10 protein-coding genes and 2 pseudogenes are annotated in these 13,501 nt (G+C 66.8%); 5 read left to right on the top strand and 7 right to left on the bottom strand.

Annotation, left to right across the window (positions count from 1 at the left end; all coding sequences use genetic code 11):
* Positions 1-139: 139 nt before the first annotated feature.
* Entirely contained in the window at positions 140-505 is a 366-nt protein-coding gene (locus ACTMVF_RS39625; protein ID WP_441275942.1) for an ISL3 family transposase, read from the bottom strand.
* A 167-nt stretch (positions 506-672) separates the two neighbouring features.
* Between ACTMVF_RS39625 and ACTMVF_RS39620 the strand changes: the two genes are divergently transcribed.
* Positions 673-1,122, top strand: a complete 450-nt coding sequence (locus ACTMVF_RS39620; protein ID WP_441275933.1) for a GNAT family N-acetyltransferase — start codon at positions 673-675, stop codon at positions 1,120-1,122.
* A 377-nt stretch (positions 1,123-1,499) separates the two neighbouring features.
* Here the strand turns inward: ACTMVF_RS39620 and ACTMVF_RS39615 are convergent, their stop codons facing one another.
* Positions 1,500-2,681, bottom strand: a complete 1,182-nt coding sequence (locus tag ACTMVF_RS39615; protein WP_441275941.1) for a cytochrome P450 — start codon at positions 2,679-2,681, stop codon at positions 1,500-1,502.
* Between the two features lie 98 nt (positions 2,682-2,779).
* On the opposite strand from ACTMVF_RS39615, the gene ACTMVF_RS39610 reads away from it, so the two are divergent.
* Positions 2,780-3,397: a TetR/AcrR family transcriptional regulator gene (locus tag ACTMVF_RS39610; RefSeq protein ID WP_441275932.1), complete on the top strand. Its 618-nt coding sequence runs from the start codon at positions 2,780-2,782 to the stop codon at positions 3,395-3,397.
* Between the two features lie 81 nt (positions 3,398-3,478).
* Here the strand turns inward: ACTMVF_RS39610 and istB are convergent, their stop codons facing one another.
* Entirely contained in the window at positions 3,479-4,276 is a 798-nt protein-coding gene (istB, locus tag ACTMVF_RS39605) for an IS21-like element helper ATPase IstB (RefSeq protein ID WP_441275931.1), read from the bottom strand.
* Positions 4,273-5,912: pseudogene (istA, locus tag ACTMVF_RS39600) on the bottom strand (IS21 family transposase). Before istA ends, istB begins: the two are co-directional and overlap by 4 nt.
* Before the next feature lie 198 nt (positions 5,913-6,110).
* On the opposite strand from istA, the gene ACTMVF_RS39595 reads away from it, so the two are divergent.
* Positions 6,111-6,965 carry an alpha/beta hydrolase gene (locus tag ACTMVF_RS39595; protein ID WP_441275930.1) on the top strand — a complete coding sequence of 285 codons (855 nt, stop codon included), beginning with the start codon at positions 6,111-6,113 and terminating at the stop codon, positions 6,963-6,965.
* A 343-nt stretch (positions 6,966-7,308) separates the two neighbouring features.
* Positions 7,309-8,249: pseudogene (locus ACTMVF_RS39590) on the top strand (transposase); the annotation flags it as partial.
* A 355-nt stretch (positions 8,250-8,604) separates the two neighbouring features.
* Here ACTMVF_RS39590 and ACTMVF_RS39585 read toward each other — a convergent pair.
* Together ACTMVF_RS39585 and ACTMVF_RS39580 are read right to left on the bottom strand one after the other, a co-directional pair.
* The gene (locus ACTMVF_RS39585; RefSeq protein WP_441275929.1) at positions 8,605-10,053 is read right to left on the bottom strand and encodes an NF041680 family putative transposase; all 1,449 of its coding nucleotides are present in this window, start codon (positions 10,051-10,053) and stop codon (positions 8,605-8,607) included.
* 179 nt (positions 10,054-10,232) lie between these two features.
* Complete coding sequence (locus ACTMVF_RS39580; RefSeq protein ID WP_441275940.1) at positions 10,233-11,093, bottom strand: alpha/beta fold hydrolase; 861 nt, start codon at positions 11,091-11,093, stop codon at positions 10,233-10,235.
* Positions 11,094-11,361: 268 nt separating this feature from the next.
* Here ACTMVF_RS39580 and ACTMVF_RS39575 point away from each other — a divergent pair, with 268 nt between their 5' ends.
* Positions 11,362-12,165, top strand: coding sequence for a hypothetical protein (locus ACTMVF_RS39575; protein WP_441275928.1), 804 nt, complete (start codon positions 11,362-11,364; stop codon positions 12,163-12,165).
* An 87-nt stretch (positions 12,166-12,252) separates the two neighbouring features.
* On the opposite strand, the gene ACTMVF_RS39570 is transcribed toward ACTMVF_RS39575, so the two are convergent.
* Positions 12,253-13,050 (bottom strand): alpha/beta fold hydrolase, encoded by a 798-nt coding sequence (locus ACTMVF_RS39570; protein WP_441275927.1) that lies wholly within the window; start codon positions 13,048-13,050, stop codon positions 12,253-12,255.
* Between the last annotated feature and the right edge of the window lie 451 nt (positions 13,051-13,501).

The following is a 13,501-nucleotide window of genomic DNA, read 5'->3' as shown; positions in this document are numbered from 1 at the left end:
CTGATCGGTGAGTTCATGACGGCGTATCACTCCACCATGATCCACCACACTGCGATCTTTGAAGACGGACCCTAGCGCACTCAGTCACTGCGGCTGTGACTGAGTGCCTCACTTGGCTGTGACCGTGTTTCCGTGACGGCTACGCCTGTAAGAGGATGCGGGCTGTGAGCAGCGTGAAGGAGGCTCGGCCGTACATCTGGCGTTTGATGGTCCTGATTCTGTTGACGTGACCTTCAACGATGCCGGAGCTGTAGGGCAGGGTTAGGCCGGCCGTGAAGGCCTGTAGGTCCTGACGGACGGAGGCGGCGAAGATGCCGATAGCCGCGGGGCCGCTTGGCTCCGCTTGCGGGATCCAGTACCGGAGCAACTGGCCCCGACGGTGGCGGACCATGTCTGTGAACTCCCGTGCGAGGTCGCAGGCGGCGCTTGTCTCCGGGCAGGCGTTCCGAGCGGCTTCCAGCTGTCCGGTCTCCGAGGGGCAGAGAAGGCCCGATGGCGCAACCAGTCTTGTTCAGCTGCACTGGCGCGGACGCCGCACTGCGCCCGCACTGGGTCGGTGAGCTGTTGGACGACAAGGAACCTGTTTGCCGAAGCAGCACCCGTGGCCGGTTTCCTCGTATGCCGCCGGAAAACGCTCGGCGAGGCACCACCGCCGCTGTGATACTCCGTCGCATGACCACTGAACAGCACCCCACGCTCGCTGCGTCGCTGCAGGTCGGCGGCCAGGACGACGAACTGCAGCAGCGGCTTGACGACGAGCTCACCGCCTTCAACGCCAGCGAGAGCGGGGCCGGGCGGCCGACCGAGCTCTCCGTCCGGGTAACTGACACGGACGGAGAACTGGTCGGCGGGCTCACCGGCTGGACCTGGGGCACCCTCTGCGCCGTCGAGATGCTGTGGGTGCGCGAGGACCAGCGGCGCGCGGGCTGGGGCGCCAGGATCCTGAAGGCCGCCGAGGAGGAGGGCGCACGGCGCGGCTGCATCGACGCGATCGTCTCCTCTTACACGTTCCAGGCCCCCGGCTTCTACCGCGAACAGGGCTACCGCGAGACCGGTCGACTTACAGGCGTTCCCGGCGGGCACGAAGACGTGTACTTCCACAAGTCGTTGACGGCCTCCTGAAGGCCGACGCCGGAGACAAACCAGCCGCAGGCCAAGGAACACTGAGCGTCAAAGTGGCTTCCCAACGGAGAAGTCAAGCCGTGTGAGGGCATGGTGGTTTCGTAGGTGGGAACGGACAACATTTGTCGGCGGTTTCCGGAAGCACTTAGCGATCACTCGGGTCGGAAATGTCGATGAGAAGTGACAACACCGGAGGCGCAACTGATCCATGCCGTGCGCCTGGGTGAGTTTGATCCAGACGATCGTGGTCCGATGCGGGCGGTGCTTGAAGGGCCGGATGGCGGTGGGGAGCCGGCAGTGAAGGGGCATTGCTCAAACTCGCAGACGTCGCGCTGCAAGTCGCCGAGCACCCGTCGTTCTTCTCGACCTTGATCTGCCTACCAGGTGACCGGAAGTTCACGCACGCCGTAGACCGTCATGGCCGACCGCAGTGGCACTTGCTCGGGCGCGACAGTGAGACGTAGTGCCGGGAAGCGGCGAAGCAGTGCGGGGAGGGCGATGCGCATTTCGGCGCGGGCCAGTCGCTGCCCGAGGCACCGGTGGAGGCCGTGACCGAACGCGAGGTGTCCGGCCGTGGAGCGGGTGAGGTCAAGCGCGTCCGGGTCGGCGAAATGGTCAGCGTCCCGGTTCGCCGCGGACAGTGCGACGGTGACGGACTCGCCGGCCTTGATCGGGCAGCCGTGGAGCTCGATGTCCTGGAGCGCGACGCGGACCACGTGATGGATGATCGTGAGGTAACGCAGCAGCTCCTCGACCACTGCAGGGGCGTCTTCCTCCTTGTCGCGGACCTCGGCTAACTGTGCGGGGTTGGCCAGCAGAGCGAAAGTGCCCAGCGCAAGCATGTGCGCCGTCGTCTCATGCCCGGCGATCAGGAGCAGGAGCGCCAGTCCGGCCCTCTCGTCCGCAGTAAGTCCCTCGTGCGCAGCGAGCCCGCTGAGCACATCTTCCTCTGGCCAGGAACGCTTGTGGCGCAGCAGGTCCCGTAGATATGCCATGAGCTCGCTGACCGCCTCTTGCCGGTGTTCCGGTGTGAGGTCGACGTTCAAGAGCGTGGCGGCGTTCCGCTGGAACTCCTGCCTGTCGGAGTAGGGCACCCCGAGCAGTTCGCCGATCACTTGTGACGGGATCGGCAGCGCGAATGCCTTGAACAGGTCGGCCGGGCCCCCGGCGAGCTCCATCGCGTTCAACTGGTCATTGACGATCGCTTCGATCTCCGGTTCGAGGAGCTTTATCCGGCGCACCGTGAAGTCACCGGTGAGCAACCGCCGATAGTGGTCGTGCTCGGGCGGGTCCATGCGGAGGAAGAATCCCGGCGGCACGGGCGCCGTTGCCGGCTGGGCGATCGGTGAGCGCATGTGGTCCGGGCGGACGCTGAACCGGGGATCTGCCAGGATCGCCCGCGCTGCGGCGTAGCCGGTCACCAACCACCCCTGACCACCGTCGACGTAGGTCATCCGATGGATGGGGCCGAGCCCCTGTCGGCGGCGCAGTTCCTCGGGCGGATCGAACGGGTTCTGGCGGGCCGTGGGCATGACTACTGCCGGGGACGTGCTCTCCATCGGCCGCTCCTCGGTCGGTACGGACCTCCCGATAAAACAGCACTTGATGCAAAACGTCAATGAATGCAAAATTACATCGCATGCGGTAAGGTGCTGTCGTGACGAGCGACCCAGGGCTGCGCCAGCGGAAGAAGATGCGCACGAGGCAAGCGCTCATCGAAGGCGCCCTGCGATTGTTCGCCGAGAAGGGTTACGACCAGACAACCGTGGCGGAGATCGCGGCCACCGCAGACATCGCGACACGGACCTTCTTCAGCTACTTCGACAGCAAGGACGACATCGTCTTCTTCGACGACAGGTCGCGGCTGGAGCGCGCGGTCGAGATCATCGGAGAACGGCAGCCCGGCGAACCGGTGGCCGAACTGCTGCGGCGCGTCATCGACCAGAGTGTTTTCGCGGACGCGGACTCGGAGTTGGCGCGGAAGGTCGGCCCGGCTCGGACCCGGCTGATCGCGTCGGTCCCGGCACTTCAGGCGCGCGAACTGCACCTGCTGTTCGACATCCAGCTACAGCTGACCGAAGCGCTCCACCTCGCTTGCCCCGAGCTGGACCTCGTCGAGGCCGCCGCGGCGGTGGGCTCGCTGGTCGGGGCGATCAAGGTCGTCGTCGCCGCATGCCACAAGCGGGGCAACCGGCCGGAGCAGACCTACAAAGCCGTTCAAAGGGCCACCGACATCGCGATCGACGGCCTCAACTCGCTCCCCCGCCCGGCTTAGCGCGTTCAGCGCACGCGCACTCGGTCGTGGCACGGATAGCGGTGAACGCAGTCTCTGGCCGGTTTTTGAGGCTCGGACGGGTCAGCCTGAGGCTGCACTCTGCGCCCGGGCGGCCCGGGTGCTGGCGAGCCGGTAGGAGTCGGTGCCGGTCTCGATGATGTTCCCGCCGAACGTGAGGCGGTCGACGATGGCCGCGCAGAGTCGCGGATCGGTGAACGTTTTGGTCCACCCGCCAAACGACTCGTTGGAGGCGATGGCGACGCTGTTCTTCTCCTCGCGTTCGGTCAGCACCTGGAACAGCAGCTCAGCGCCCCTGCGGTCCAGCTCCATGTAGCCGAGTTCGTCTATGCAGAGGAGATCGACGCGCCCGTAGCGGGCGATGGTCTTGGTCAGGATCTTCTCGTCCGCGGCCTCGACCAGCTCGTTGACCAGCTTGGTGGCCAGTGTGTAGCGGACCCGGAAGCCGGCCATGGCGGCCTCGGTGCCGAGCGCGATCAGGCGGTGGGACTTGCCGGTTCCGGAGTCGCCGATCAGGCAGAGCGGCAGTCCCTTCTTGACCCATTCGCAGGTGGCCAGGGTGTGGATGACGGCTGGGTCGATGTTCGGGTTGGCGTCGAAGTCGAAGGCCCTGATCGACTTCTCTCGCGGGAACTGCACCGCCTTGATACGTCGTTCGGAGCGGCGGCGGGCCCGGTCGTCGCACTCGGCCATCAGCAGTTCGGCGAGGAAGCCGCGATACGACATCTGGTCGCGGGCGGCGGCTTCGGCCAGTTCGGGGAACTGGGCCCGGATGGTGGGCAGCCTCAGCATGCGGCATGCCTGGTCGACGGCGGCGGTGGCGGCCTGTTCGGTCAGCCCTCGGTGTCGTTTGAGTGTCACGGCATCTCTCCCTGGATGGCGGGGCGGTCGGCCGGCTGCCGTACTCGCAGCAGCTGGCCGTAGGCCGCGACCGAGGGCAGCGGCCGGGCGTCGGACGGCAGCTGGGCAAGCCGCCCTTCGGTCAGCGAGGTCACGTTCGTCCGTTCCGGCTCCGCAGGGACGACAGGAGCCGCGACCTCGTCGGCTTCGGCCGCCTTCCGCGCCTCCAGGGCGACCGCGTCCGCGGTCAACGCGCCGGCCCTGAGCGCGGAGGCGAGCCCGGCGACCAGGTGTTCGTGGGGGACGTGGCGGCCCATCAGCAGGACTTCGATCAGGGCCCGGATGCCGTCCCGCTCGCTGTGGGCGGCCTTCGCCGCCTCCCACCAGGCGTCATGGACCGGCGTGAACTTCCCTGCGGAACGGGCCTGTTCGAGGGCGGTGGCCCCGGGAAACGCTCCGGGCTTGCGGACCAGGGCTTCCAGGTAGTGGTCCAGATCCAGCCGAGTCTGTCCCTTGGCGATCAGCCGTTCGTGGCGGGCGACCTCCTGCTGGCCGTCGTAGACCACCAGCTCGGACGCGTGCAGCATTGCCCGGAGCGTCCGGCCGATCAGCCGCACCGGCACCGAGTAGCGGTTGGTGCGGACGCTGATCTGGCTGAAGCGGTCGACCCGCAGGCTGAACAACCGCCCGGTCTCGAAGGGTTCGTCCGGTAACGGCTGCAGCAGTGGCCGTTCGACGGCGAAGTACTCGCTCACCGGCCGCGGCCGGGAGCCGATCCGGCGCTGTCCGTCCTCCTCATCCCACTGCTCGATCATCGCGTTCAGCTGGGCAAGGGAGACGACTTCTGGGACGGGGACCATATGGTTCCGGCGGAACCAGCCGATCTGCCCTCGACCCCACCGTTCTCGTGGGCGCCCTCGATGCCGGGCAGGCAGTAGGCCGCGTCGATGCCGTAGTGCGACCGGAACGCGGTCCACCGCTCGTTCTCCGCGCGGGAGCGCGAGCTGAGTACCCGGGAGACCGCGGAGCGGAGGTTGTCGTAACGGACCTTGCCGGTGGGCACTCCGCCCAGCACGCTGAGAGCGTGGACGTGGCCTTCGAGGAACGCCTCCTGGCCGCAGGAGGCGAAGACGCGGTGCACGGCCTTGCCCGAATACGACAGGCGCATCGCGAACACGAAGCAGGTGACCAGCTCACCGGCCAGACGTACCTTCACGTCGCCGAAGTCCACCTCCGCCTCGGCCCCCGACCTGTGGGACTGCGGAATGAACGCGTGTACCGCCCCGCGGCCGGCCTCAACAGCGATCTGGGGGCGACGGTCGGCGACATAGGCCCGCACCATCGGATAGGTCACCGCCTCCGCCCCGTGCTCGTCCAGGAGCCGGTCGAAGATCCGCTTGACGGTGTGACGCTGCTTGCGCGGCGCGTCCAGATCCGCCCGGAGCATCTGGTCGATCAACGACTTGTAGGGGTCCAGTCGGGTCCCGCGAGGTCTCGGCTTCTTGCGCGGCTCCGGCCAGACCGACTCCAACGCGGCCTTCACCGTGCGGAATCCGACTCCGTACTCACGCATCAAGGCTGCCCGGTACGACATCCCTACCCGGGCATCACGGCGGATCGCCGCGTACAAGTCGACCTTGGATTTCGGTGGCGTCATCGCAGCCTCATCCCGCAGGGCACGTCAATGCTCCCACCGCAACCCCTCAAGCGTTGCCAGAACTCACAGACATCGCCCTCCGGCGAAACGAGGCGTTCTCGGCCCTGAGCGACAAGTGGTGTCGGATCCCGTCGACGAAACCAGCATGGGTCCTAAACCCCATCGAGACAGTTCGCGATCTCTCCTAGGTTGGCCCGCATGACGATCGAGGTGCCCTATCAGCCGCTTCCGGTTGACCAATCGGACGTTCGCTACGCCTACGGCCCCGACTCGGTTGTACAACCCGGCGTGCCCGTCGGCGAGACGATCGAATTCGACTGGAACGGCAGCGCGATCTATCCGGGCACATCCCGAAAGTTCTGGGTCCACGTGCCCGCGCAGTACAGCCCTTCCGAGCCGGCGTCGCTGATGGTGTTCCAGGACGGATGGTGGTACCTGGATCCCGAAGGGGAGGTCCGTGGCGCGATCGTCCTGGACAATCTCGTCCACCGCGGTGACATCCCGGTCACCATCGGCGTGTTCGTCGACCCCGGGGTCTTCCCCGACGCTGAGGATCCGAAGAACCGCAACGCCGAGTATGACGCATTCGACGATCGGTACGTCAGTTTCCTTCTGAGCGAGATCATCCCCGAGGTCAGGAAGCTCTACTCGATCGCCGAGGACCCCGATCAGTGGGGCATCTGCGGTGGCAGCAGCGGCGGCAACTGCGCCTTTACGGCAGCCTGGCTGCGACCGGACAAGTTCCGGCGCGTCATCGGGTACCTGTCCAGCTTCGCGCAGATGCCAGGAGACAACCCTTACCCCGAGCTGATCCCCAGCGTTCCCCGCAAGCCGCTGCGCATTTTCCTCCAGGTGGGCCATCGTGACCTGCGCTGGAACGAACCCGAGCGGAACTGGCTCGCCAACAACTTGCGTGTCGCGGCCGCACTCGGGGAAGCCAGCTACGACTTCCGCCTTGTCGTGGGCGATGGCGGCCACAGCCCCAACCACGGTGGTGTCCTGCTCCCTGATGCCTTGCGCTGGTTGTGGCGGTCCGATGATCGCTCGGACTAAATCCTGCTGCATAACGGGAACAGCGTTGGTTTCACGCCATGATCCCGATCGCTGCGTGCTTCGATTTGTCAGGTTTCCTGGCGACTGGCGACGCTAGTTGATCTCGCGTTCTAGGCGCTGCGTGGTCTTCCGAACCGTTCTGCAACAGGCTTAAGCTTGTTGTTTGTCTTCCGGCCTCGTCCTGTGACGCTGGACATTGACCATTGCCATCGACGTTCTGACGGACGAGGGTGAAGTTGCGTTACCGAAGGTTGGGTACGCGGCCGCGTGATCATTGAGCTGTGATGATCCATAGCGCGCTGACCTGGCAAGATGCCCGCATGGAACATCGTCGTGGGCACGGACCGCGATCACCGCAGACCAGCTCCGAGGAGTTGTTGAACGGCTCATCACCGCGGGTCAGTGGCAGGCCGGGGACCCAGCCATCGTGATCGTCAGTGATGCCGGCTACGACGTCACGCGCCTGGCCTGGGTCCTGCGCGACCTGCCCGTCGAGCTCGTCGGCAGGGTCCGATCCGACCGTGTCATGCGGCTACCGAAACCGCCCAGGACGCAGGGCGTCAACGGCCGGCCGCCCAAGCACGGCCCGGAATCCCGCTTTACCAAGCCGGAGACCTGGCCCGAGCCCGCGATCACCACCATCACTGACACCAGCAACTACGGCAAGGCCGAGACCCAGGCATGGGACCGGGTCCATCGCGACTTACCCACCGCTCCTCGTGGCTCGACCACGACGGTGAACTTTCCTTGGTTGAGGGAACGTTGATCCGTCTGAAGGTCGAGCATCTCTCCAAGGAACGGGATGCCCCGCCGGTGTGGTTATGGTCTTCGAAGACTGGCGCCACCCCGGACGGTGTGGACCGTTTCTAGCAGGCGTTTCTCCGCCGCTTCGACCTGGAGCACACGTTTCGCTTCGCGAAGCAGACCCTCGGCTGGACGACCCCGAAACTCCGCACCCCTGAGGCCGCGGACCGCTGGACCTGGATCCTGATCGTTGCTCACGCTCAGCTCCGGCTCGCCCGGCCCCTCGCCGCGGATCTCCGCCGACCCTGGGAGAAACCCACCGCCTCCGACTGGCTCGCCCCGGCCCGGGTCCGCCGGGGGTTTCGGAACATCCGCGCTCACCTCGCCTGCCCGACCCGTGTTCCCAAACTCCGAGGGAGTGGCCCCGGACGACCACCTGGCTCCAAGAACAAACGCCGGGCACCCCGCAACAACGTCGGCAAGACCGTCAAACGCCCCGAGACCCTCAAGGCCCTCGGCAAGCCCGGAAGATCTTGGTAGATAAAGAACAAGTTAAGAAGCGGTGCATCTTTGAATGCTGCGGACGCTAAACAATCCGCAGCAACGGTGCAGGCGAGAGGAGAGCGATGCCCCCGCGAGCTCGAAGAAGGCGTCCACCGGCGCCGAGAAGCACCGTAAAAGCCGGTCCGGAAGGGTGACGGTTCCTCGGAGGCGTACCGCTCGCCGACCCGTTCCAGCACACTTGTCACCGCGGCCTTCTTCGTGAACTTACTGATCTCCTCGCAGAGTTCAGGATCACGAGAAGGCCGCCCCCACGTCCGGCGATCACCCGAACGAGTAATTGGCGGACGTTGGTGATCAAGTCGGAGGTTGAGGAGCAAGCTCAGCTTGTCTTTTAACCTCTGAGGCTGTTGCGCTCGATGATGCTCTCAGGGCGCCTGGTCGTTTTCCCGACGTCATAGTGGGTCGTGGGGCGGCGGTTCTTCGAACCAAGTGGCCTTCCTGGTCCAGGTGTTGAGGGTTTCGGTGCACTGGCCGGACAGTGCAGGTGCGGGCGGAGGTTCCGAAACCCTCGGCGGACTCGGGCCGGGGTGAGCCGTGCGGGCTCGGCCGGCTTCTCCCAGGGGCGGCGGAGGTCTGCCGCGGCTTCACGGGTGAGCCGGAGCTGGGTGTGGGCGGCGATGATCAGCCACGTCCAGCGGTCTCCGGCCTCGGGGGTGCGGAGTTTCGGCCGGGTCCAGCCGAGGGTCTGTTTCATCAGCCGGAAGGTGTGCTCGATGTCGAACCTGCGCAGGAACGCCTGCCAGCGGATGTCGACGTCCTCGCCGCTCAGCCCGGTGGCCGACGACCACAGCCAGAGGGGCAGCGGGTCTCCACCACCGGGCAGGCGGTCGACCTGGAGGCGGATCAACGTGCCCTCGATGATGGGGAGTTCACCGGTGTGGTCGATCCAGGCGGAACGGGTGGTCAGCCTCGGGTGGATGCGGTCCCAGGCCATCGCGCGGGCAGTGCCGTACCGGTCGGTGACCTGGACCGTCGCCGCATCCGGCTCGCCCCAGGTCTCCGGCTTGGCGAAGCGGAACTCCTTGCCGTGCTTCGGCGGTCGCCCGCCCTGGGGATAGGACAGGGCGTACTCCTTGAGTGAGGGCGTCGGCCGTCGCATGACGCGGTCGGAGCGCATCCGTCCCAGGACCTCGACCGGAAGGCCGTCGAGGAGGTGGGCCATACGCGGGGCGTCGTAGCCGGCGTCGAAGACGATCAGGATGTCGCGGTCACCCGCGTGCCAGCGGCCCATCTCGATCAGATCCACGACCACCCGGCGGACCTGGGCGGCGGTGACCTCGGCGACGTCGTCGTCCGGCCCGAGACGCACGGCGTCCAGGAGCTGGCACCACGACGTCCGGCCCGATTCCAGGGCCGCGACGAACGAGTACGGCCAGCCGGGCACGAACTGATCCGAGGACCGTCCGCTGCGGCCGTAGACGTGACAGAACAGACGATCCGCGCTGGTCGGCGCGTCCGGGCGGAGCCAGTTGCTCACGTCGACCGCGAGGACCAGGCGGCCGTCGGCGGCCTGCGGCATGGCCAGCCAGCACCTGCCGCAGCCGGGGCGCGTCCACGTTTCCGCTGTTGAGCGCGTCGTACATCGCGCCGTATCCAGCCGGTGCTCAGCCACCAGCGTCAGGTCGACCGGCGCCGTCACCGGTCCGTCCGCGCACAGCAACGCGTCGGCGAGGTCGAACAGTTCGTCCCCGCGCGCGGTCAGGCAGTCGAATAAGTCCTCCCGGAAGCGTGACGCTTTCGCGAACGCCTCCCCCGGAACATGATCAGGCAGCAAACTCACCTTCAACGGCCTTCGTCGTGGTCATGTGTGTCCTTGGTCGGAGCACATGATCAGATGAAGGCCGCCTCAGCGTCCGGCGAACACCAGGTGAGCGGCCTAGTTCGAGGACCATTTCGACACCGGCCCTGCCGCGGTGCCGACAGCCGGGAATGAGGCCGGCCGGCAATCCGGTCGAAGCCCTATGAGCCCACCGTGCCTTGCACGAAGCGCCGAAGGTGCGTACGCACGGTGTTGGGCTGCTCCAACCAAGGCTCGTGCCCAGCGCCTTCGACCCGGGTCAGCGGAAGATCGAGCCTGAGCGCGAGTGCTTCAAGCGCCGACACAGGACGGGGGTCGTCGGCCCCACCGAGGAGCTCCGCCCGCGCGGGCAGGCATGCGCGGAGCTCGGCAAGATGCTCATCGAGCGGGTCCGCGCGGCCTTCCTTGCCGAGCTCGCTGTTCATAGACCAGTTGACGGGGCGACGCCGCCGGGCACCCTGCGCGGCCCAGTGCCACCCCCGTTCGGGATCGGCGTGGTCGGTGAACCAGGCCAGTGTGAGCAGCTCGACTTCCTGCTCCTCCGTGCGATGTGGCAACTCCTCCAAGGCGCGGAGCTGCTCCTGCTGCGCTGCGGACATGCGGCGGCCTCGCTCCGCTCGGTCCCCGGTACGCCAATCACCGACGAATGGCCCGCACATCAGCAGCATCGCGGCAACCCGGTCAGGATGCGTCAGACAGAACCGGCTCGCCAGGTCAGTGCCGTAGGAGTGCCCGATCAGCACGGCCTTGGGCACGTCCCATGCGTCGAGCAGCTCGGCGAGATCGTCGACATGCCGGGCGAAGGAATGGCGGCCCCGCCACGGGGATTGGCCTGTGCCACGCTGGTCGTACCGGTACACGGGCGCGAGGTCCGCGATCATGGGGGCGACATCGCCCAGATAATCCGGCAGCCCCGGACCGCCATGGAGCAGGATCACGGCCGGCTGCCGAGTCGTGTCCCCCAGCGCCATCCAACGTAACTGCGCCTCGTCGGTCATCGACGTGAGGCCCTGCGTCTCCATCAAGGTCACCGCGGAGAACCTACCGGTGTCACTGAGGCTCCGCCAAAGGTTAAAGAGCAAGCTCAGAAGCTGTTCCACATCCCCGACAGGTGGCCCTGAACAGGCGGTCGGTTACGGCCGTGAACTCCATGCAAGGTCGCAGTCGCTCTGCGGACTGCTCCGGCTGCGCGCCCGGCGCGAGGCTTTGGGCCGGTGGCCGGGAGGAAGGTCCCGGGACCCCTCCCGGCGGTCCGCGGGATGCTTGCGGCCGACTGCGGGGGGGGTGTTCATGAGGAACGAGGCGAGAGCGCTCGGGGCCGTACTCGCTCTGGTGCTTCTCCTGCCGGGCTGCGGGAGCGACGATGACGACGAGGAGTACCCGGTCACCGTTCTCAGCGAGTACCGGTCCCGCTACGACAGGATCCGAACCGCCCTCGCGGAGTCCGCCTCACACCTTCCGCAGGAAAGCCCTGCACGCAACGCATGCAGCAGGGCGATGACGCCGAAGTTGTCGGTGGCCGACTACGAGTACGAGTCCGAGGAGATCACCGACAACGCCGAACTCTTCATGGAGGAAGACCTCACGTCTCCGGACGTCCCGGCGAACCGTGACACTCCTGCCTCCCTGGACCGCTTCACAGTCCTACCCGGCTACCTGGCCCGGGGCATGCGGATCACCGGGCCGAAGGGACCGCTGGGCAGCAACGAGTTCAAGGTCGGCCCCGACTACGGCGAGAGCTACGAAGTCGAGGACGACCCTGGCAGGCGCCTTGGAAAGATCCTCGACGCGGGGCTGCGCATGCGCTACGTCGTTGCCCTGCGGGTCCTCAAGTACACCCCACCGGCTGTCAAGTCGTTTCCCGAGGACCTCGGATGGGGCCAGTATGCCGTCGGAGAGGCCACCGTGGACGCGTTCGTCATCGACCTGAAGCGGGGGGACGTCCCGTGCCACTTCCGTACGAGCGGGGAGACGGCGCATTCGGTGTTCTGGACGGAGGGCACTGCCGAACAGGCAATCTACAAAGACATACGCAGGTCGCTCTCGATGGAGATCTACGACACGCTCCGCAAGATGGGAGCTGGCTCGCCGTGACGCGTCGTGGCCTGCGAGGCGACGGTCGACGGGACCTGATGAGGTCTGTTCGGACCGGATGTCTGCGGCCCAGCGTGGTCGCGATGGCTATGTTCGCACGCGCAGTAGTGGCCTGATGGTCCGGACGAGCTCGTCCGGTTGATCGAACTGGGGCGTGTGCGAGCCGGGTGTCCGTAGCACTTCGAACCCCGCCCGCCCGGCCAGCCACGCGGCGACCTCGTGGAAGAAGCCCGCTGAATTCTCGCTGACCAGGACATGGCCAGGCGTGGTGATGCCGGCGAGCGCCGAATCTTCGGGGCGGTAGGGCTCGAACGTACCCAGCTCCACGCCGACCAGCGTCTCACCGTTCGACGTCATTCTGTCGCGCAGGCGCGTGGGCAGACGATCCCAGGTCTCATCGCCGACCACGAGGCGGAAGAAGCGGTCGACAGCTTCCGGAGGTCCTCCCTGTGCCATCCCCTCCTGAACGGCCGCCCCCACGCTCGCCTGCGCCGCCGCCGGGTCGTCCAGCACTGAGATCATCGGAGGCTCGTGCAATACCGCGGAGCGGACAACGCCAGGATGGCGGAGCAACAGGTCGAGGGCAAAGATCGCCCCGTAGCTGTTGCCGTACACGGCGGCGGGAGCGAGCCCAAGCCCAGAGAGAAGCGCCGCCGCGTCGTCGGCCTGCTCGGCCACCGACGTCGTCTCCCAGCCTTCGGGACGGAGGCTGCGCGAGTTGCCCCGCCGGTCGTAGGTGAGCACGGTGAACTCATCCGCGAGCAGGTCCGCAACGCGTTCGAAATGTCCGGCATCACCGGTCGCGCCAGCGATGAACATGACCGGCGGGCCAGTGCCCCGCAGCTCGTAGTAGATGTCCGCCCCGTTCACGGCGATCGACGACACGGCGACGTCCTCCACTCGGTGCTCGGAGTCCCCGGTCTGCAGGATGCCGCCGGCTCCCGTGGCAGGGCGAACGGTGTCACCTGCGGGTGGGCGCGTCGAGCGGCCGAACGGCGGTGGTCTGCTGCCCCGTCCGCGTTTTCGTGCGTGTGCGCCCGTGCACGATCTTGCGTGGACCCGGATGGGAGCCGCTACGACCACCGCGTGATCGTCGGGGTTGTGTGGACTCCTGAAGATCGTACGGTGGCCTCGGGTCACGGCATGGACGCGCCCGTCGGCCGGCGTTCTTTCGTTCAACGGCGCCGGGGAGTACCGGCTGCGCGTGCGCGCCCGTGGCCGGGACGCGGCCGTCGACCTGGCCTCGGACGACGTCACCGACTGGTAGCTCATCCAGGCCTGGTTGGTACCCGCCGGGGAGGTGACCGTACCCCCTGCCAGACGGACAACTACAGGG

It is taken from the genome of Streptomyces sp. SD31 (assembly GCF_052068475.1).
Taxonomy (GTDB): Bacteria; Actinomycetota; Actinomycetes; order Streptomycetales; family Streptomycetaceae; genus Streptomyces.
This window is presented reverse-complemented; position numbering and strand designations above follow the sequence as displayed.